Below are 21,020 nucleotides of genomic sequence, written 5' to 3' on the forward strand. Positions count from 1 at the left end.
CTGCGAAGGGGGCACCATACGGAGCCTACGTAACCCAGCAGGAGCAGGACGCATGGCAGTTGTGATTGACGGGAAGGCGAAGGCGGCTTCGGTAACGGAGGCGGTCCGCAAATCGGCAGAAGCGCTTGAGGCGGAAAAGGGCGTAAAGCCCGGTCTCGCGGTTGTCATCGTCGGAAACGATCCGGCCAGCCATGCCTACGTGAACTCCAAGAGCAAGATGGCCAAGCAATGCGGTTTCAACTCCATCCAGCACACGCTGCCGGAGGAAACCACGCAGGCCGCACTCCTCAAGCTGGTCGGCGAATTGAATGCCGATGCCTCCATCCATGGCATTCTGGTGCAGCTTCCCCTGCCGAAACACTTCAATTCCGATGAGATCATCCAGTCGATCCTGCCGGAGAAGGATGTGGATGGCTTGAGCGTGCTGAATGCCGGTAAGCTCGCGACCGGCGATCTCGCAACCGGTCTCATTTCCTGCACGCCTGCCGGCGCCATGCTTCTGGTACGTGGTATTCACGGCGAAGACCTTTCCGGCCTCAACGCCGTGGTCATCGGCCGCTCCAACCTGTTCGGCAAGCCCATGGGCCAGCTTCTCCTGAATGCCAATGCCACGGTGACGATGGCGCATTCCCGCACCAAGGATCTGGCCGGCATCTGCAAAACGGCGGATATTCTGGTCGCGGCGGTCGGTCGCGCGGCGATGGTCAAGGGCGACTGGGTAAAACCCGGCGCGACGGTCATCGATGTCGGCATCAACCGCATTCCGGCGCCGGAAAAAGGCGAAGGCAAGTCGAAGCTGGTGGGCGATGTCGCCTATGACGAGGCGAGCGCCGTCGCCGCCGCTATCACGCCGGTTCCCGGCGGCGTCGGCCCGATGACGATCGCCATGCTGATGGCCAACACCGTCATCGCCGCACATCGCGCGCTGGGTCTGACCGCGCCAAAGTTTTAATCCTGTTGCGTTCAATCAAACTACACGGCACAGCGATTTTTGTGCGCTGCGCCCTCACTTCCGTCATTCCGGCCTGGAGCCGGAATCCAGCCGACGCGCGTCTGCGCGGCGAGACGACTCTTTTCAGCCCAAGGACTTGGGCTGGCTGGATACCGGCTCAAGGCCGGTATGACGGCCGGGGGATTGAGGCCAGACTTTACGCTTTCGGAGCCGGCCCCGTCGAGGCGCGCACCACGAGTTCCGCCTTCCAGAGTTCCTGATGCGGTTCCGTGTGGTTCAGCTTGATGCGATTGATCAGGCGTTGGCCCACGCGCACCCCGGCCGCCCGGAGTGATGAGCGGGTGGTGGTCAGCGGCACGGAGAAATTATCGGGCTTCAAAAGTGGCAGCACGTCGTCATGGGCGATCAGCGAAATATCCTTGCCGGGTTTCAAGCCCCGCTGGTTGAGCGAACGGATCGCGCCGAGCGCAAGCGCGGTACTGGCGCAAAGGATGGCGGTCGGTTTTTCCGGGCGTGACAGCAACGCTTCCATGCCGAGATAACCTTCCTCGTCGGTCATGCTGCTGTGTCTCTTGTTGTTCGCATGCAATGTCAGGCCATTTGCCGAAAGCGCGTTTTCGACCCCGAGACAGCGCCGGTAGGTGAAATCATAACCCTCCGGGCCGTTCAGAAGCCCGATCCGCGTATGGCCAAGCTGGAGGAGAAGCTGGGTCGCATCGCGGAATGCACCCTCATTGTCCACGTCGAGATAGGGATAATCCTCCTCCACGCCAACGGAGCGGCCATGCACGAGGAAGGGCAGGGAGAGCGATTGCATCATGGCGATGCGCGGGTCGTTCTTCTTCATATAGGCGAGATAGATGCCATCGACGCTGCCGCTTGCGGCGAGCCCCCGCAGGGCTTCGCGCTCTTTTTCCGGCTCGGTCGGCATGATCACGAGATGAAAGCCGCTGCGCGATGCCTCCTCACCGAGACCGCTCAGGAATTCGCCGAAATGCACGTCGGAACGGTGATGCTCGCCAATCGGCATGACAAGCCCGATGGAGCCGACCTTGCCTGTCGCCAGCCGCTGTGCCGCGGCATTCGGGCGGTATCCCGTCTTTTCGGCAGCCTCCATGACGCGGCGGCGCGTTTCGGCGCTAACCTCCGGATAGCCGTTGAGCGCCCTGCTGATGGTCGTCTGCGAAATGCCCAGCAGTTGCGACAGCTGTTTCAGGTTCATGTCTGTCATTCCTCCATGCGCGCGCCCCGGGAATACGGCAAAGCCTCTCCTCAATTCCCAAAGCGCTTTAGATTTTTACCAGTCTCCACCGCATTTCTCAATCGAAAAGGATAGCCGCCTTCCGAATTAAATATGACTATTCATAGGGCGCTGCAACGTTTCCGCAGAAAGAGCCTCTTGACTCCGTCTTAATGACAATGAGATGAATAGGCAGCCAAAGCGCTTTGATTGGAGAGGACGCTTTGAGCCTTTTATGTGATGGGAGGTAAATCACATGCAGAAGACTCTTTTGGCGACGGCCGCCGTCATGGCTTTGCTGTCCGGTGCGGCCTTTGCCGCCGACCTGAAGTTTGCACCCGGCGGCGACGCCAAGTTCAACTGGAAAAGCTACGAGGACTTCAAAGCGGCCCATGCCGACCTGAAAGGCCAGACGCTGACGATTTTCGGCCCGTGGCGCGGTGAAGACGAGGCCCTGTTCCAGTCGGTGCTTGCCTATTTCGCCGATGCGACCGGCGTGAACGTCCGTTATTCCTCGTCGGAAAATTACGAGCAGCAGATCGTCATCGATACGCAGGCCGGCTCGCCCCCCAATATCGCCATTCTGCCGCAGCCCGGCCTTCTGGCCGATCTGGCCGCCAAGGGCTTCCTCGTGCCGCTCGGCGACAAGACCGCCGACTGGGTCAAGGAAAATTACGGCGCGGGCCAGTCCTGGGTCGATCTCGGCAGCTACAAGGGCAAGGACGGCAACAAGGCCTATTTCGCCTTCCCTTTCAAGGCGGATGTGAAGTCGCTCGTCTGGTACGTGCCTGAGAACTTCGAGGAAGCGGGCTACAAGGTGCCCGAGAGCATGGAAGACCTGTTCAAGCTGACGGACCAGATCGTTGCCGATGGCGGCACGCCCTGGTGCATCGGTCTCGGCTCCGGCGGGGCAACCGGCTGGCCGGCAACGGACTGGGTGGAAGACCTGATGCTGCGCACCCAGCCGCTCGACGTCTACCAGAAATGGACGACCAACGAGGTCAAATTCACCGATCCGGCCGTGGTCGAAGCGATCAACGAATTCGGCAAATTCGCCAAGAACGAAAAATATGTCAGCGGCGGCGTCGCGGCCGTGGCCTCCACCGATTTCCGCGACAGCCCCAAGGGCCTCTTCGACATTCCGCCGAAGTGCTACCTGCACCATCAGGCATCGTTCATTCCGTCCTTCTTCCCGGAAGGCACCAAAGTGGGGACGGATGCGGATTTCTTCTACATGCCGACTTACGCGTCCAAGCCTGACCTCGGCAAGCCGGTTCTCGGCGCTGGCACGCTGGTCACCATCACCAAGGAAGCGCCTGCCGCCAAGGCTTTCGTCGAATTTTTGCAGACCCCGATCGCCCATGAGGTCTGGATGGCGCAGTCCAGCTTCCTTACACCCTATAAGGGTGTGAATGTCGATGCCTATGCCAATGAGCAGATGAAGCGACAGGGTGAAATCCTGACGACCGCGACAAGCTTCGGCTTCGACGGTTCCGACCTCATGCCCGGTAAGATCGGTGCCGGCGCATTCTGGACCGGCATGATCGATTTCGTCGGCGGCAAGTCCGCCGATCAGGTCGCGAGCGATATCCAGAAGGCCTGGGACGGCCTGAAATAAAGATATCGGATCAGGCCCGGCGGTTTGCTGCCGGGCCCTTACAACGGCGCTGCCCGACGACCGCATAAATCAGCGCGGCGCGGAGAGGATCAAGGGAGGGAACATGGCTCAACAACTCGTTTCGGCCATCGGCGTGATGGTGGCGGGGGTCTTTGCCTGCGCTGCCTATTACTGGCTATCCGATAAAGTGCTTCAGGCGATCTTTCCGGTCCGCTCGGGAGACGTGCTGCAGGCATCCCGCAACCTCAATCGCCGCGCGGCGGTCCGGCCCTGGCTGTTCATCGGTCCGGCTTTGATCCTCCTGCTGGTCTATCTGGTCTACCCCGTCATCGCCACGCTGATCCTGTCCTTCTATGACCGGACCGGCAGCGAATTCGTCGGTCTCGCCAATTATCGCTGGGCGTTTTTTGATGCCGGTTTCCGGCAGTCGATCTTCAACAATATCCTTTGGCTCGCCGTCGTGCCGGCCGCCTGCACCTTCTTCGGCCTCGTTATCGCGGTCATGACCGACCGCATCTGGTGGGGCAATATCGCCAAATCCATCGTCTTCATGCCGATGGCGATTTCCTTCGTTGGCGCATCGGTCATCTGGAAGTTCATCTATGAGTATCGCGCCGAAGGTCAGGTACAGATCGGCCTCTTGAACGCCATCGTCGAGTTTTTCGACGGTAATCCGCAGGTCTGGATTTCCATGCCCTTCTGGAACAATTTCTTCCTGATGATCATCCTCATCTGGATTCAGACCGGTTTTGCCATGGTCATCCTGTCGGCGGCGCTGCGCGGTATTCCGGAAGAAACCGTCGAGGCGGCCGTCATCGACGGGGCCAATGGCTGGCAGATCTTCTGGAAGATCATGGTGCCGCAAATCTGGGGCACCATCGCCGTCGTCTGGACGACGATCACCATTCTCGTGCTCAAGGTCTTCGATATCGTACTGACCATGACCAACGGGCAATGGAACACCATGGTTCTCGCCAATCTCATGTTCGACTGGATGTTCCGCGGCGGTGGCGACAGCGGCCGAAGTGCGGTCATCGCGCTCATCATCATGGCGGCCGTCACCCCGATCATGGTCTGGAATATCCGCCAGGCAAACCGCGAGATGGAGGGCCGCTGAGATGAATATCGTCAAACGCCTGCGCCGCGTCGGCCTGCCGCGCCTCATCGTCCATGCAAGTGTTCTGGTCGTCGTGCTTCTCTGGCTCCTGCCCACGCTCGGCATTCTCGTCAGCTCGCTGCGCGACAAGGACCAGATCACCGTGTCGGGCTGGTGGACGGCCTTCTCCAGTTCAGAACAGACCTCGGCGGTTCGCCTCGCCGATGCTTCCGTGCAGAAGCAGGATGGCAGCCGTTATGTGATATCAGGCAATGTTTTCGAAAACGGACAGGGCGGCAAGGTTGCAGCCTTCGGCGTTCGCGTACAGGAGCCCACGGCGTTCAAAGCCGGCGAGGCGGCCGATATCGGTGACGGCGAAACATTACTCGTTAATACGGACGGTAGTTACGAATACAGCAAGGCCGCGAGCTTTGAAGGTTCGCGCGGCAAGCGCGTCTATATTTCCGTCGCGACGCCGCCTGTCTTCACGCTCGACAACTATCGCACGGTCCTGACCTCGGAAGGCATCGGCCAGTCCTTCGTCAACTCGCTGACTGTCGCCGTGCCGGCAACCGTCATCCCGATCCTCATTGCCGCCTTCGCCGCCTATGCGCTGTCATGGATGAGCTTTTCCGGCCGCAATCTGCTGATTGCCATGGTGGTGGGCCTGATCGTCGTGCCGCTGCAGATGTCGCTGATCCCGCTTCTCAGGCTCTATAATGAAATCGGCACCATCTTCGGCGTGCCATCCAAGACCTATGCCGGCATCTGGCTGGCGCACACCGCCTTCGGCCTGCCGCTCGCCATCTATCTGCTGCGCAACTATATTTCCGGCCTGCCGAAAGAGATCATCGAAAGCGCCCGTGTCGATGGCGCGAGCGATTTTGAAATCTTCGTCAAGATCATCCTGCCGCTCTCCTTTCCGGCGCTCGCCTCCTTCGCCATCTTCCAGTTCCTGTGGACCTGGAACGACCTGCTCGTGGCCATGGTCTTCCTCGGCACGCAGAAGGACGAGCTGGTGCTGACCGGCGCGCTCAATGCGCTGCTCGGCTCGCGCGGCGGCAACTGGGAAATCCTCACCGCCTCGGCCTTCGTCACCATCGTCGTGCCGCTCTGCGTTTTCTTCGCTCTTCAACGTTATCTCGTGCGTGGCCTGCTCGCAGGCTCCGTCAAGGGAGGCTGACATTCCATGAATGCCCATACCAGACAGGACACTTCCATGACCGCTTCGGTGACTTCCGCTTTGACACCCAATAAGGACTGGTGGCGCGGCGCTGTTATCTATCAGATTTACCCGCGCTCCTATCAGGACTCCAATGGCGATGGCATTGGCGACCTCAAGGGCATCACCGACCGATTGGCGCATATCGCCAATCTGGGTGCCGACGCGATCTGGATTTCGCCCTTCTTCACCTCGCCGATGAAGGATTTCGGTTACGACGTCTCGAATTATGTCGATGTCGATCCGATGTTCGGCACGCTTGCCGATTTCGACGGCCTGATCGCCGAGGCCCATCGCCTCGGTATCCGCGTCATGATCGACCTCGTCATGTCGCATACCTCGGACCAGCACCCGTGGTTCGTGGAAAGCCGCGCCAGCCGCAGCAATCCGAAATCGAACTGGTATGTCTGGTCGGACAGCAAGCCGGACGGCACGCCGCCCAATAACTGGCTGTCGATCTTTGGCGGTTCCGCCTGGCAGTGGGATCCGACCCGCATGCAATATTACATGCACAACTTCCTGACCTCGCAGCCTGACCTCAACCTGCATAATCCGGAAGTGCAGGAAGAGCTGCTGAACATCACCCGTTTCTGGCTGAAGCGCGGCGTCGACGGTTTCCGCCTCGACACCATCAATTTCTATTTCCACGACCTCGAGCTGCGCGACAACCCGGCGCTCGCGCCGGAGCGCCGCAACGCCTCCACGGCTCCGGCGGTCAATCCCTATAACTTCCAGGAGCATCTCTACGACAAGAACCGCCCGGAAAACATCGCCTTCCTGAAGCGCTTCCGCGCGGTGCTGGACGAGTTCCCTGACATCGCCGCCGTCGGCGAAGTCGGTGACAGCCAGCGCGGCCTCGAAATCGTCGGCGAATATACATCCGGCGATGACAAGATGCAGATGTGCTACGCCTTCGAATTCCTCGCCCCCGATGCGCTCACTCCGCAGCGCGTCGCCGATGTGCAGGCGGATTTTGCGAAAGCCGCACCGGAAGGCTGGGCCTGCTGGGCTTTCTCCAACCACGATGTCGTGCGCCATGTCAGCCGCTGGGGCGAGCATGTCGAGGACAAGGACGCCTTCGCCAAGGTGCTTTCGGCACTCTTGATGACGCAGCGCGGTTCCGTCTGCATCTATGAGGGCGAGGAGCTCGGCCTCACCGAAGCGGACATCGCTTTTGAAGATTTGCAGGATCCCTACGGCATCCAGTTCTGGCCGGAATTCAAGGGCCGCGACGGTTGCCGCACGCCGATGGTGTGGGATGCCGGTCATGCCCAGGCGGGCTTCTCGACGTCGGAAAAGACGTGGCTGCCCATTCCGGCCGAGCACAAGCAGCGCGCCGTCAGCGCCCAGCAGGGCAACGAGGCCTCGGTGCTGGAACATTATCGCCGCTTCCTGAGCTTCCGCAAAAAGCATCCCGCTTTTGCCAAGGGCGGCATCGAATTCCAGCCGGTTGAGGGCGAAGTGCTAAGCTACACCCGCACACTCGGCAATGAAACCGTGCTTTGCCTCTTCAATCTGTCCGCAACGCCGGCAAAGGCGACGCTGCCGGAAGGGAACTGGGAGGTTCTCGAAGGCCACGGCTTTGCAGGCGGTCTTGAAGGCAGAAGCGTAGAACTTCCGGCATGGGGCGCATTCTTCGCCCGTTACGCCTGACAGATGAGGGAGGAACACCCATGACAAGTCTCGTTCTCAAGGATATCCGCAAATCATACGGGCAGGTGAAGGTCCTGCACGGCATCGATCTTCAGATCGAACAGGGCGAATTCATCGTTTTCGTCGGTCCCTCGGGCTGCGGAAAATCGACGCTGCTGCGCATGATCGCCGGTCTGGAGGAAATCACCGGCGGCGAGATGTATATTGACGGCCAGCTCGTCAATGAAATCCCGCCCTCGCGGCGGGGTATTGCCATGGTGTTCCAGTCCTATGCGCTTTATCCGCATATGACCGTCTATGACAACATGGCCTTCGGCATGAAGATCGCGAAAGAGAACAAGCAGGAGATCGACCGCCGCGTTCGCGCCGCTGCCGAAATCCTGCAACTGACGCAATATCTGGAGCGTCTGCCCAAGGCACTCTCTGGCGGCCAGCGCCAGCGCGTCGCCATCGGCCGCGCCATCTGCCGCAATCCGAAAGTCTTCCTGTTCGATGAGCCCTTGTCGAACCTCGATGCGGCACTGCGTGTCGCCACCCGCATCGAGATCGCCAAGCTCAACGAGCAGATGGCCGATACGACGATGATCTACGTCACCCACGACCAGGTGGAGGCGATGACGCTGGCGGACCGTATCGTCGTTCTGAATGCCGGTCGTGTGGAGCAGGTGGGTGCGCCGCTCGAACTTTACGAAAGGCCGGCCAATCTTTTCGTGGCGCGCTTCATCGGATCGCCGGCCATGAACATCATTGCTGCAAAGATCACCGGAACCGGTGAGAGGACCTCCATCGAACTTGCCGGCGGCAAGACGCTTGCCGTTTATGTTCCCACGCCGGCAACCGAAAAGGGCAAGGCGGCGAGCTTCGGTGTCCGGCCGGAAGATCTGAGCATCGTCACCGGGGACGATTATCTTTTCGAGGGAAAAGTCGCGATCGTCGAAGCGCTCGGTGAAGTGACGCTGCTTTATCTCGAAGCGCCCAACGGGCAGGAACCGATCATCGTCAAGGTGCCGGGCATCGTTTCCGTCGGCAAGGGCGAAACCCTGCGTTTTGCCGCACCGCAGGACAAGCTGCATCTCTTCGACGCCGAGGGCAAGACCTATCGCAGCTAATTGCCGTCGATACCGAAACCGTGCCCCGGAACCTCCTCGTTCCGGGGTTTTCCTGACCTTTTTGCCGCTGTGGAAAAATGTCAGAAATGTCCCGCTTCCGGTCTGTTTAAGCCTGCGCTGATATGAATTGTTAAAGACTATGACCTAGTCTCAATCCATTGATCGAGCATGGGAGTCTGGGCGTGCAGAGCGGTACGGGTGTCATCAGGAACCATTACCTGAGCAAGGAAGAATCCTTCATGTATGACCGCGAAAGCCGGTTTCGCATGGAAGATACCATGAACGCCGCGCGCATCGAATATACCGAAAAGGCCGTGATGCACATGGCGGCGCGCCGCTGCGATGTCATCCGCATCTCCCAGACCGAAGCGGTGCTGGCGCTGCTGACGAAATATAACCTGCCGAACCAGTTCTATCTCGACATTCCCGACGCCCGCATCACCAAGATCGGCTGCGTGATGTTGCGCGTCAACGCCAACAACACCATCCACGTCCGCTTCCTGCGCATGCTGACGCAGAAGGAACTGGACCGCATTTTCGTGTTCAGCACGCATCCGGCGCATAGAGACCGGAAGCTCGATATCCGGTCGTTCTGAAGGCAATGTGATGAAGTGGGCTTAAGAGAGCCCACCCAGAACCGTCTGCTTCAACTTCAACTCTGGCACTTCCGTGAAGGCAAGATCGCTGCGGCCGAAATATTTTTGCTGATTGATGGCGGACCAGTCGTTGCAGACGAGTTTGTAGCGCTGTTTCGTTTCGGGCTTTTCCGGCATGGCGTAAAGATAATCGCCGGTGCGCGCGGCGAGCGGAATGTCGCCGTGCTGGTTGCAGCGCTTGAGGATTTGGGCAAGCGCCGCGCCATCCACTTCCGTCACCATCAGCGTGCCGTCGAAACGCACCGAGGCATTAAAATCATAGCGGCGAATATCGCCATCAGGCAGGCCCGCGCCCAGCGAGGTATGGGCAATGAAGCCGACATCCGCGCCGGTTTTTGCGGCGATGAGCTGCGCCACATGGCGGCCCGCCTCATCGACGTTCATCGCCTTCGCGCTTTTACCGACGATGGCCCGCTCTTCCGCCGTCAGGTGCTTTTCGAGCGTCTGCTCGATCAGCGTTTTGAGAGCCGGGGAGGGAGGCGCATTGAGGTCGATCGCGACCGTTTCCATGGCAGCCGCCTTGCCGGGTGTCGCAATGGTCGCAATCGTCATGGAGGTGCACCAGGAGCCGGTGTGAATATATCGGGTCGCGCCCTGTTCATGCACGAAGTTCAGGTGGTCATGGCCGCCGATCATCAACGTGCCGTCCGGCAGCAGGGGCAGGATATCGCGGTCGGCAACGACACCGGCATGGCTCATAACGATGTTGATCGCACCCGCCTTGACGATGCCGGGAAGATTGGCCTTGGCCCATTCGACCGGCTGCGGAATGTCGAGCGTCTCGCGCGTCGTCTTTGGATAGGTGTTGATCGCGTTGGTGGCGAGACCCGTAACGACGACTCTCTGTCCGCCGACATTCACTTCGGCGCTACCAGGAGCAAAAGGCTTTCCGCTGCGCTTGTCGACGATGTTGGACAGCACGGTGATGCCGAGCGCCTGGGCGCGGCTTACGAAATTGGCGAGATCGTTGTCGATATCGGGCTCATGATTGCCGATATTGACGACGGTGGGGGCGAGCTTTGCGAGCGCCGCCAGGAACGTCCATTCGATTTCCCCGGCAGACCGTGTGGCCACCGCATTGCCGATTTCGAAAAGGTCGCCGTTCAGCAAGACGATATGGGGCGCCTTGTCGGCGGCGATGCGCGTTTCGATGGCTGCGAGAAGCTGGCCGATACGCTCATAGGCCGAATGCAGGTCGGAGATGACGATTGCACGCAGCGCCACGTCCTGCGCCATCGCTGGCGTTGCCGCCGCCATCAGCGGCAGCAGGGCGGTGCCGGCCATGAGCTTCAGCACATCGCGGCGTTTGCTTGAGAATATCGTCATGTCAGGCCCCATCATCCGAAACTATACCGCCGTCCCGCGGCCGGCTGAGAAGGCCCTAACGGGCGATCATCACAGCCGCATGACAAGTCTGACGTTTAAGACATGGGAAATAAAGCGGTTTCTGCACCAGCTCTCGGCGATGAGGCGTGCATTCAGGCGATGCCGCAAAGTGGGGTTGAAAGGCGAAAGCCGCATCCGGCCTTCGCCCTTCAAAAATCAATGGAACAGAACGCTGGCGCCCTGATCAGCCGGACCGGCATTGCGGCGGAAGGGGGCGAACAATTCGCGGCCCATGCCCCATTCATTGCCGGAAAGATCGGCCCGCGCCGGTTCGCGTTTCGCCAGTTCGGCGGCGGAAACCAGCACTTCCAGCGTGCCTGAGATTGCGTCCAGACGGATGATGTCGCCGTCGCGGATAAGCGAGATCGGGCCGCAATCGGAGGCTTCCGGCGTGACATGGATGGCGGCCGGCACCTTGCCGGAAGCGCCGGACATGCGCCCGTCCGTCACCAGCGCCACCTTGAAACCGCGATCCTGCAGCACACCGAGCGGTGGTGTCAGGCGGTGCAGCTCCGGCATGCCATTGGCCTTCGGCCCCTGGAAACGGACGACGGCGATGAAGTCCCGGTTGAGCTTGCCGTCCTTGAACGCGTCCTGAAGCTCCTGCTGGTCGTGGAACACGATTGCCGGTGCTTCGATGATATGGCGTTCCGGCTTGACGGCGGAAATCTTGATGACCGATTTGCCGAGATTGCCGGTCAGCATCTTCAGGCCGCCGGTCGGCTGGAACGGGGTCTCGATGCTGGAAAGCACCTTCGGGTCGTGGCTCTGCTCGGGGGAGGGCTGGCGGACAACCGCGCCCTTCTCGTCAAGCTTGGCATCCACGGTGTAAGCCTCGAGGCCCTGTCCGAAGACGGTGCGCACATCGTCGTGCACGAAGCCCTGTTTCAAAAGCTGCTTGATGAGGAAGCCCATGCCGCCGGCGGCATGGAAGTGGTTCACATCGGCAAGACCGTTGGGATAAACGCGGGCGAGCAGCGGCACGATGTCGGAAAGATCGGAAATATCCTGCCAGGTGAGGATGATACCGGCGGCGCGCGCCATGGCGATCAGATGCATGGTATGGTTGGTGGAACCGCCCGTCGCATGCAGGCCGACGACGCCGTTGACGACGGATCTTTCATCGATCATCTCGCCCGCCGGGGTGAATTCATTGCCCTGCGCGGTAATCGCCAGCGCCCGCTTCGTTGCCTCGCGCGTCAGCGCATCGCGCAGCGGCGTGCCGGGATTGATGAAGGAGGAACCGGGCATATGGAAGCCCATGATTTCCATCAGCATCTGGTTGGAATTGGCGGTGCCGTAGAAGGTGCAGGTGCCGGGGCCGTGATAGGATTTCGATTCCGCTTCCAGAAGCTCGGCGCGGCCGACTTTGCCTTCGGCATAAAGCTGGCGCACGCGCGACTTCTCGTCGTTCGGCAGGCCGGATGTCATCGGGCCGGCGGGAACGAAGACGGCGGGCAGATGGCCGAAGGCGAGGGCTGCGATGACGAGGCCGGGCACGATCTTGTCGCAGACGCCGAGATAGACGGCGGCGTCGAACATGTTGTGCGATAGGCCGATGCCGGCCGCCATGGCGATGGCGTCGCGGGAAAACAGCGAAAGCTCCATGCCCGGCTGCCCCTGGGTCACGCCGTCGCACATGGCGGGAACCGCGCCTGCCACCTGCGCTATGCCGCCGGCTTCCTTGGCCGCATCGCGGATGATCGCCGGAAAGGTCTCATAGGGCTGGTGCGCCGAGAGCATGTCGTTATAGGCGGTGATGATGCCGAGGTTTGGAACCCGGTCGCCGGCAAGGATGTCCTTGTCGGCGGGGGAACAGACGGCAAATCCATGCGCGAGATTGCCGCAGGAAAGCACGGAACGGTGAACGCCTTTCGAGACCTGCAGCCGCAGCCGCTCGAGATAGGTCTCGCGGTAGGGCTTGGAACGTTCGACGATGCGGGCGGTGATGGCCTGAATGCGGGAATCGGCGGACATGGGCGTTCATCCTGTTCGTTGGTCGGCAACCGGCGTTCCGGGAGGTGAACGGCCGGTTGTCGTGTTTCAGTCTTCATGTCTTCGGGGCGCTTTGTCGCCGGGCCGCAATCGCGGCGGTGGCGTTTGGCTTATGGCGCCCAGTATATATCCACGGGCGTTTCTGCCCGGTTCAGCACGGCGCGGATCGGCATTTCATCCTCATCCTCGCCCGACTGTGCCTTCTCCAGCGTCGCCTTCTTGGCAGCGCCTTCGATATGCAGCACCAGAAAACCGGCATCGTGCAGGCTGGAGAAGTTGAAGGTCAACCGTTCTTCTCCGGCATTTTCCGCTGCCATGGTCAGAACGCCGCGCGGTTCATCGAGATCGAGCGCTTCGTAGAGATTGTCTCCACCGGGGAAGAACGATGCCGTATGGCCATCCGTTCCCATGCCGAGAATGACAACATCGAACGGGTCGCAGATCGCCTCGGTCTTGACGGTCGCAAGCGTCGCGGCATCCTCCGGCGAGGCCGCCGGCTGGAACAGCGGCACGAAATAAGCCGACTTCGCCTTATTCTGCAAAAGGTTCTCGGCAACGAGACGATGGTTCGAACGGTCGCTTTCCGGCGGCACGAAACGTTCGTCCACCAGCGTCACGCTGATATTGGGCCAGTCGAGATCGTGTTTGGAAAGCGCCTGAAAGAACAGCTTGGGCGTCGAACCGCCGGAGACGGCAATGCTTGCCGCACCGCGATCCTTCGTTGCCGCATCAAGGCGTTTGGCAACCTCTGCCGAAAGAGCGGTTGCCAGTTCGGCGGCGGTGTCGAAGACGTGTATCGTTTCGCTCATCGCCGGGCCCTCAATCGGCATCGTGCCAGGTGCGGCCGTCACGCTCGATCAGTGCGATCGAGCCGCTCGGACCCCAGGTTCCGGCAGTGTAACCCTGCACGCCCTGTCCCAGATCTTCCCAGCTCTTGAGAATGGGATCGACCCAATCCCACGCCGCTTCCACTTCGTCGCGGCGCATGAACAGCGTCTGGTTGGAGCGGATGGTGTCCATCAAAAGCCGCTCATATGCATCCGGGCTGCGCACGTTGAAGGCTTCGGCGAAGCTCATGTCCAGCGAGACCTGACGCAGGCGCATGCCGCCCGGGCCGGGGTCCTTGATGAGGAGCGACTGCTTGACGCCTTCGTCCGGCTGCAGGCGAATGACCAGCTTGTTGGCCTCGATCTTGCCGGCCGCATCGTCGAAGATCGAATGCGGGATCTGCTTGAAGGTGACGACGATTTCCGAAACGCGGGTCGCGAGGCGTTTTCCCGTGCGGATGTAGAAAGGAACGCCGGCCCAGCGCCAGTTGGCGATTTCAGCCTTGATGGCGACGAAGGTTTCGGTGTTGGAAACGCCACCTTCCAGCTCTTCCAGATAGCCCTTGACCGGGCCACCGGCGGAAGCGCCGGCGCGATACTGGCCGCGAACCGTCTGCTTTTCGACGTTGCTGGTGTCGATTGGCTTCAGCGAGCGCAGAACCTTGAGCTTTTCGTCACGCACGGCTTCGGCATTCATCGATGCCGGCGGTTCCATGGCGACAAGGCAAAGCAGCTGCAGGATATGGTTCTGCACCATGTCGCGCAGCGCACCGGCCTTGTCATAATAACCCGCGCGGCCTTCCAGGCCGACCGCTTCGGCAACGGTGATCTGCACATGGTCGATGTGGGCGGAATTCCACAGCGGCTCATAAAGCGCATTGGCGAAACGCAGCGCCATCAGGTTCTGCACCGTCTCCTTGCCGAGATAGTGGTCGATACGGAAGATCTGCTCTTCCTTGAAGACGTGGCCGATGGTGTCGTTCAGTTCCTGCGCGGAAGCGAGATCGCGGCCGATAGGCTTTTCAACGACGATGCGGGTCGAGCGGGTGATGAGCTTGTGCTCGCGGATCTTGTCGGCGATATCGCCGAAAATGCCGGGCGCGACGGCCAGATAGAAGGCGCGCACGCGCTCCTTGCCCTCGTCCAGCAGCTTCTTCAGCACGTCCCAGCCATTATTGCCCTTGGCATCGACTGGCACGTAGAAAAGCCTGTTCAGGAAGGTGGCGACCTGCGCATCGTCATATTCGCCGGCCTTCAGGTGCTCCTTCAGCGCGTCCTGCGCGAATTTGCGATATTCCTCGTGGGTCATGACCGAACGCGACGCGCCGATGATGCGGGTCGGCTCCGTGAACTGGCCTTCGACCTGCCGGTGATAAAGGGCCGGCAGAAGCTTGCGCTCGGCAAGATCGCCCGTGCCGCCGAAAACGACACAATCAAAAGGTTCAACAGGAATGATCTGACTGCTCATATCGATTCTCTCGATCTTCAAAGGTTGGGGCATCAATAATCTAATCGATTTAAAAATGCCAGACTCAGTTATGTGAAATTATGAATTTTGCTTCCGCCAACTCGTCCGCCGCCGGCAACAGTCTGTAAACATTGGCCTAAAACCTGTCTCGCAACGCGTACCACGAGAGCGCGAGGAAAAGCAGCGGCGCGCGCAGCGACGCCCCGCCGGGAAAAGAGGGCACCTTCAGCTGCGCGAAGGGCGCCAGCATGTCCTTTTTGCCGAGAACCAGATCGGCATAAAGCTTGCCGCAATAATTCGACAACATCACCCCGTGGCCGGAATAACCGCCGATGGAGGTGACGCCGGGCATGACGTCGCGCACGAAGACTTTGCGCGGCAGGGTAATGCCGACGGAGCCGCCCCAGGAATGGCTGATCTCTATATCTTTCAGCGCAGGATAGATTTCCGCGATCTGCCGGCGGATATGGCTGGAAATATCGCGCGGCGTATCGGCCGTATAGGCCTCACGCCCGCCGAACAGCAGCCGGTTATCGGCCGTCTTGCGAAAGTACCGTACCACGAAACGGGAATCGGCCACCGCTTCTTTGCCGGGGATGATATCCGGATAGGCATCAAGCGGTGCGGTTGCGCCGATGAAGGAACGGATCGGCATGATATGGGCTGCCGTTACCGGTTCCAGATTGCCGATATAGGCATTGGTCGCGATCAACACCCGTGGCGCGGTGATCGCGCCGAAAGGGGTCTCGATGATCGTCTTGCCGCCCACTTGCCGGATGGATTTCGCAGGCGTCATTTCGTAAATGCCGGCACCCGCATCTTTCGCCGCTTTTGCCAGCCCCACCAGCAGCTTCAGCGGGTGGATATGGCCGGTGCCTGTATCGCGTGTGCCGCCGAAATAATGGGTGGAGCCGACGCGTTTGCGTGCTTCTGCACGTTCCATGTAGGAAATATGCGGATAGCCATAGCGATTATTCATCGCATCGACACTGCGGCGATAATCGTCCTCGTAAGCGGCCTTGTGCGCCACATAGAGCTGCCCGGGAAGATATTCCATGTCGATGCCGCGGCTGACGGCGAAGCCGCGCAGGTAGTTTTTGGCGTCCTCGGCAATGTCGAACAGCAGCTTGGATTGCTCGAAGCCGATCTCTTCTTCCATCTCGTCGGGGAAGGAACGCTGGCCGGTGCCGAATTGCCCGCCATTGCGGCCGGAAGCGCCATCGCCGAAACGATGCGCCTCGATGAGGGCGACCGAGATGCCATTTTCGGCGAGGTTACACGCGGCCTGGAGGCCGGTATAACCACCGCCAATGATCGCGACATCAACCTGCTTCGACCCGTCGAGAGCCGGATAGTCCGGCCGCTCTCCGACGGTTGCCTGATACCAGGATAGTCCCGGCGCAATCGGGCTCTGCCATGTCATGCTTTAAGAACCCCTCACACGTTGAGAAGCAGGAATTCCCGCTCCCAGGGGCTGATGACCTGCATGAAGGTCTCGAATTCCCCGCGTTTCAGGCCGGCATAAAGGCCCACGAATTCATGGCCGAATACCCGGTCGAACTGCTCTTCGCCTTCCAGCAGCGCCACGGCCTCCAGGAGACCACGCGGCAGTTCGATGGAGCCTTCATTGGCCGTATCGGCGGTGGGTTCGGTCGGCTCGATATTGTTGACGATGCCGAGCCAGCCGCAGCCGAGCGAGGCGGCAAGCGCGAGATAGGGATTGGCGTCCGAACTCGGCAGGCGGTTTTCGACACGCCGCGCCTGCGGGCCGGAAATCGGCACGCGGAAGGCGGTCGTGCGGTTGTCGTAACCCCAGGCATTGTTGACCGGGCAGGCCATGTCGGGCGTCAGGCGGCGATAGGAATTCACATAGGGCGCCAGCATGACGAGCGCATTCGGAACATAACGCTGCATGCCGCCGACGAAAGAGAAGAATTCTTTCGAAGGGCTGCCATCGGCATTGGAAAAGATATTGCGGCCGCTGTCGATCTCCACCACCGACTGGTGGATGTGCATGGCCGAACCCGGCTGGCCCTGCATGGGCTTGGCCATGAAGGTGGCGTAGATGCCGTGTTTAAGCGCCGCTTCGCGGATGGTGCGCTTGAACAGGAACACCTGGTCGGCAAGCTCGATCGGGTCGCCATGGCGCAGGTTGATCTCCAGCTGCGCCGGACCTTCCTCATGGATCAGCGTATCGATCTCGAGGCCCTGTTTTTCGGAGAAATGGTAGATGTCGTCGATCAGCTCGTCGAATTCGTTGATGCCGGCGATGGAATAGCTCTGCCCGCCGACGATGGAACGGCCGGAGCGGCCCTTCGGCGGATGCAACGGATAATCCGGGTCGTCATTCATGGCGACGAGGTAGAACTCGATTTCCGGCGCCACGACCGGCTTCCAGCCCTTTTCGGTATAGAGCGAAAGCACATTCTTCAGCACGTTGCGCGGCGTGTAGGGTACGAAATTGCCTTCCGCATCCACCACGTCGCAGATCACCTGCGCGGTCGGGTCCGTTTCCCAGGGCACCACGGAGAGGGTGGAAAGATCTGGCACCAGCTTCAGGTCGCTGTCGCGCGGCTCGTAACGGAAATTCGCGGTCTCATCGGGATATTCGCCGGAAATTGTATGGCGGTAGAGCGCGGATGGCAGGGCAAGCGAGGTATCGCCCGTGAACTTCGCCGTCGGCATCATCTTGCCGCGCGGAACGCCGGCAAGGTCGGGCGTGATGCATTCTATGTCTTCTATCCCGCGCGCCCGCAGCCATTGCGCGGCTTCGCGCCAGGAGGAAACGCCACGGGGGGAGGAAAGGTCGAGGGGAGGTGTCTTTGCCATGGTTGCCTGTTTCTTCGGGCGGAGCATGGTTTTCTTGGCGGGCATGTATCACCGGGTCTGTGTTTCGACTGGCGCCATCATAACCGTAGTTTGGCAATTGGCGAGGGGGAAAGCGCCATTGACAACGGGCGGCACTTCGAAAAGAGGAAAGGAAACGGATCGGATGGAATGATGACAGAGAAATGTGACGTGCTGATTTTAGGGGCGGGCGCCGCGGGCATGATGTGCGCCATCCGCGCCGGCCAGCGAGGCCGCTCCGTCGTCATTCTCGACCATGCGAAAGCGCCGGGCGAAAAGATCCGCATCTCCGGTGGCGGTCGCTGCAACTTCACCAATATCCATGCCGGGCCGAAGAATTATCTCTCCACCAACCCGCATTTCGCCAAATCCGCGCTCGCCCGTTATACGCCGCGCGATTTCATCGCCCTTGTCGAAAAACACCGCATCGCCTGGCATGAAAAAACGCTCGGCCAGCTCTTTTGCGATGACAGCGCCAAGGACATCATTCGCATGCTGCTTGCCGAAATGCAGGCGGTGAATGCAAAGCTGCGGCTCGAAACGTCAGTCTCGGCCGTCACCCATGATGGCGCCCGTTTTCGCGTTACGACATCCGCCGGCGTCATCGAAGCGGAAAGCCTCATTGTGGCGACGGGCGGCAAGTCGATCCCGAAAATGGGCGCGACCGGTTTTGCCTATCAGATCGCCGAACAGTTCGGCCTCAAGCTCATCGAGACCCGTCCGGGCCTCGTGCCGCTGACGCTTGATCCCGGCTCGCTGGAAAAGCTGAGCCCGCTTGCCGGCGTCGCGGTCCCGGCAGAAGTTTTCCACGGCAAGACCTCTTTTGAGGAAGCGCTGCTCTTTACCCATCGCGGTTTGAGCGGCCCTTCCATCCTGCAAATCTCCTCCTACTGGCGTGAGGGCGATACGATCCGCCTCAAGCTGGAACCGGCGCGCGATATAGTCGCCTTGCTAAAGGAAGCGAAGCAGAAGAACGGCCGACAGTCGGCCCAAACGGCTCTTGCGGAAATCCTGCCGAAACGGCTGGCCCAACATGTGGTCGAAAAATCAGGCCTCACCGGCAATCTTGCCGATATGTCCGACAAGGCTCTGACGACGTTAGCGAATGAGGTGCAGGACTGGCAGATCAAGCCCGCCGGCTCCGAAGGCTATCGCACGGCGGAAGTCACGCTTGGCGGTGTTGATACGACTGGCCTCGATTCCCGCAGCATGGCGGCGAAATCCCTGGCCAACCTCTATTTCATCGGCGAATGCGTGGATGTGACTGGCTGGCTGGGCGGCTATAATTTCCAGTGGGCCTGGGCGTCTGGGCAGGCGGCAGGCGAATTCGCGTGACTGTCTCTGGCCATGGAGTAAGTTCGCAACTTTCTCCTCCGTCATACCGGCCTTGAGCCGGTATCCAGTCAGCCCAAGTCTTTGGGCTGAAAAGACTACTCTCGCCGCACAGACGTGCGTCGGCTGGACCCCGGACCTAGTCCGGGGTGACGGAGTATGATGAGCCTGCTCGCCAAACTTGCTGGCTGAGTTTATTGTCCCTCTTCGCCCTTTTTAACAACCTGTTAACGGGCCCGGAGTCATCCTGACCAAATGCCAGCAAAGCCGGATCACTGATCCCGCTGCACATGATGTCATGCTGGAGGCCCTCAACAGGGCATGGGTCGGTTGAGTTTTTCGTCAGGAACCCGCGCATGAACAGATCTGCACATCGCCGCCCTCGCGCCATTGCCATCGCCCGCACTGACAACGAGAGCCGTCAGCTGGCCTTTCGCCTGAGCCTCATCGCCGCCGGTGCTCTGGCAGCCCTGGTCGCTCTCTTTCACTGATCCGCGGCTCTTCGCCTTCACCCGGCTTATAAGCGCGCTGAAAAGCCGCCACGGCCGAGATGCCTGCGCCATATCGGCATAAAATTTCTCTTCCTGCAAAATGGCTTCGCGCCGTGTGCGCGGCTGCTGGTTTTCGATGATGGCCCGTGCTGCAAAAATCGCGTGCATGTCGCTCTCCTTCTAATGCGGAGGGCCATGATGCACGCCGTTTTTTGATTTATCTGCGCAAAAAAATGCGCTACGTTTTTCACCCATGAAAAACGTCACTTGGGATTCCTATCAGCTTTTCCTCGATGTGTCACGCAGCGGCGGCCTGACGGGTGCTGCGTCACTGACGGGCTTGAGCCCCGCGACGGTGGGACGACGCATGGTCGAGCTGGAGGGGCGTATCGGCAAGGCGCTGTTCCAGCGCAGCCAGACGGGATACGCCCTGACGGCAGACGGCCGCACGCTGTTCGACCGGCTTCAGGCGATGGAGAATGCGGCGAGGGACATCGAGGGATGGCAGAAGGCGTCGTCGGCCTCGTCTGTCGTGCGCATTGCCGTCGGCACCTGGAACGCCTGGCTGCTGACCGGAAATTTCTCCGCCATCTGCACCGACCGCGACGATTTCCGCATCGACCTTTTCATTGCCGAACAGAGGGCGTCTCTGGCCCATCGCGAAAACGATATCGGCATTCGCGCTTTCGAACCACAGGAAAAGAACCTTGCCGCCATCCGGACGGGGGAGGTGGCCTATGCGCCCTACAGGCTGCGCAACGCCGCCGTTTCCGTCGCCGACCGTTGGCTGGCGGTGGCGGAGGAAAACGCCATTTCAACCTATCTGCGCTGGCCCCATGAAAATCGTAACAACGGGATCGTGGTAACGGTGAACCGTCCGACGGCGCTTCTCGATCTGGTGCTGGCCGGGGCGGGGGTCGCGGTGCTTCCCTGTTTCGTGGGTGATGCGGATGCGCGGCTCGCTCGGGAAGGCGAAGAGCTGGAGAGGCTTCGCCACAATCAATGGATCGTCATGAACAATGACGATCGCCACCGCCGCGATATCAGGACGGTGGCGGATCGGATGACCCGTCTGATCAAGAGCCATTCCGATCTCTATGCCGGGCGCAAGAGCCGCCCGGCATAGAA

17 protein-coding genes are annotated in these 21,020 nt (G+C 60.4%); 9 read left to right on the plus strand and 8 right to left on the minus strand.

Annotated elements, in window-relative coordinates; all coding sequences use genetic code 11:
• The first annotated feature begins 52 nt into the window (after positions 1-52).
• Positions 53-952 carry a bifunctional methylenetetrahydrofolate dehydrogenase/methenyltetrahydrofolate cyclohydrolase FolD gene (gene folD / locus RAC79_RS02205; protein WP_078051250.1) on the plus strand — a complete coding sequence of 300 codons (900 nt, stop codon included), beginning with the start codon at positions 53-55 and terminating at the stop codon, positions 950-952.
• A gap of 196 nt (positions 953-1,148) precedes the next feature.
• Here the strand turns inward: folD and RAC79_RS02210 are convergent, their stop codons facing one another.
• Complete coding sequence (locus RAC79_RS02210) at positions 1,149-2,174, minus strand: LacI family DNA-binding transcriptional regulator (protein WP_125144803.1); 1,026 nt, start codon at positions 2,172-2,174, stop codon at positions 1,149-1,151.
• A 274-nt stretch (positions 2,175-2,448) separates the two neighbouring features.
• Here RAC79_RS02210 and RAC79_RS02215 point away from each other — a divergent pair, with 274 nt between their 5' ends.
• From RAC79_RS02215 to RAC79_RS02240, 6 genes are all read left to right on the plus strand, one after another.
• Complete coding sequence (locus tag RAC79_RS02215) at positions 2,449-3,810, plus strand: ABC transporter substrate-binding protein (RefSeq protein WP_020812904.1); 1,362 nt, start codon at positions 2,449-2,451, stop codon at positions 3,808-3,810.
• A gap of 103 nt (positions 3,811-3,913) precedes the next feature.
• Positions 3,914-4,927: a carbohydrate ABC transporter permease gene (locus RAC79_RS02220; RefSeq protein ID WP_174038803.1), complete on the plus strand. Its 1,014-nt coding sequence runs from the start codon at positions 3,914-3,916 to the stop codon at positions 4,925-4,927.
• Between the two features lies 1 nt (position 4,928).
• The gene (locus tag RAC79_RS02225) at positions 4,929-6,089 is read left to right on the plus strand and encodes a carbohydrate ABC transporter permease (RefSeq protein ID WP_174038804.1); all 1,161 of its coding nucleotides are present in this window, start codon (positions 4,929-4,931) and stop codon (positions 6,087-6,089) included.
• Positions 6,090-6,125: 36 nt separating this feature from the next.
• The gene (locus RAC79_RS02230; RefSeq protein ID WP_059760843.1) at positions 6,126-7,781 is read left to right on the plus strand and encodes an alpha-glucosidase family protein; all 1,656 of its coding nucleotides are present in this window, start codon (positions 6,126-6,128) and stop codon (positions 7,779-7,781) included.
• 20 nt (positions 7,782-7,801) lie between these two features.
• Entirely contained in the window at positions 7,802-8,890 is a 1,089-nt protein-coding gene (locus RAC79_RS02235) for an ABC transporter ATP-binding protein (protein ID WP_174038805.1), read from the plus strand.
• A 239-nt stretch (positions 8,891-9,129) separates the two neighbouring features.
• Positions 9,130-9,486 (plus strand): hypothetical protein, encoded by a 357-nt coding sequence (locus RAC79_RS02240; RefSeq protein ID WP_035236048.1) that lies wholly within the window; start codon positions 9,130-9,132, stop codon positions 9,484-9,486.
• 21 nt (positions 9,487-9,507) lie between these two features.
• Here RAC79_RS02240 and RAC79_RS02245 read toward each other — a convergent pair whose 3' ends face one another.
• The 6 genes from RAC79_RS02245 to RAC79_RS02270 all read right to left on the minus strand — a co-directional run bounded on the left by RAC79_RS02245 (position 9,508) and on the right by RAC79_RS02270 (position 18,096).
• The gene (locus RAC79_RS02245) at positions 9,508-10,872 is read right to left on the minus strand and encodes a metallophosphoesterase (RefSeq protein WP_142844021.1); all 1,365 of its coding nucleotides are present in this window, start codon (positions 10,870-10,872) and stop codon (positions 9,508-9,510) included.
• A gap of 216 nt (positions 10,873-11,088) precedes the next feature.
• Complete coding sequence (gene edd / locus RAC79_RS02250; RefSeq protein WP_174038806.1) at positions 11,089-12,909, minus strand: phosphogluconate dehydratase; 1,821 nt, start codon at positions 12,907-12,909, stop codon at positions 11,089-11,091.
• Between the two features lie 128 nt (positions 12,910-13,037).
• Positions 13,038-13,736: a 6-phosphogluconolactonase gene (pgl, locus tag RAC79_RS02255; RefSeq protein WP_142844020.1), complete on the minus strand. Its 699-nt coding sequence runs from the start codon at positions 13,734-13,736 to the stop codon at positions 13,038-13,040.
• 10 nt (positions 13,737-13,746) lie between these two features.
• Positions 13,747-15,222 (minus strand): glucose-6-phosphate dehydrogenase, encoded by a 1,476-nt coding sequence (gene zwf, locus RAC79_RS02260; RefSeq protein ID WP_065654429.1) that lies wholly within the window; start codon positions 15,220-15,222, stop codon positions 13,747-13,749.
• Between the two features lie 136 nt (positions 15,223-15,358).
• Positions 15,359-16,645, minus strand: a complete 1,287-nt coding sequence (locus RAC79_RS02265) for an FAD-binding oxidoreductase (protein WP_142844019.1) — start codon at positions 16,643-16,645, stop codon at positions 15,359-15,361.
• Between the two features lie 14 nt (positions 16,646-16,659).
• Positions 16,660-18,096, minus strand: a complete 1,437-nt coding sequence (locus RAC79_RS02270) for a glutamine synthetase family protein (protein ID WP_035260676.1) — start codon at positions 18,094-18,096, stop codon at positions 16,660-16,662.
• A gap of 123 nt (positions 18,097-18,219) precedes the next feature.
• Between RAC79_RS02270 and RAC79_RS02275 the strand changes: the two genes are divergently transcribed.
• Entirely contained in the window at positions 18,220-19,404 is a 1,185-nt protein-coding gene (locus RAC79_RS02275) for an NAD(P)/FAD-dependent oxidoreductase (RefSeq protein WP_142844018.1), read from the plus strand.
• A 308-nt stretch (positions 19,405-19,712) separates the two neighbouring features.
• Here RAC79_RS02275 and RAC79_RS02280 read toward each other — a convergent pair whose 3' ends face one another.
• Positions 19,713-20,060 (minus strand): hypothetical protein, encoded by a 348-nt coding sequence (locus tag RAC79_RS02280; protein WP_065654426.1) that lies wholly within the window; start codon positions 20,058-20,060, stop codon positions 19,713-19,715.
• An 85-nt stretch (positions 20,061-20,145) separates the two neighbouring features.
• Between RAC79_RS02280 and RAC79_RS02285 the strand changes: the two genes are divergently transcribed.
• Positions 20,146-21,018, plus strand: coding sequence for a LysR family transcriptional regulator (locus tag RAC79_RS02285; RefSeq protein WP_142844017.1), 873 nt, complete (start codon positions 20,146-20,148; stop codon positions 21,016-21,018).
• The last annotated feature ends 2 nt before the right edge of the window (positions 21,019-21,020 follow it).

It is taken from the genome of Agrobacterium sp. LR_9 (genome assembly GCF_041954855.1).
GTDB classification, from domain to species: Bacteria; Pseudomonadota; Alphaproteobacteria; order Rhizobiales; family Rhizobiaceae; genus Agrobacterium; species Agrobacterium leguminum.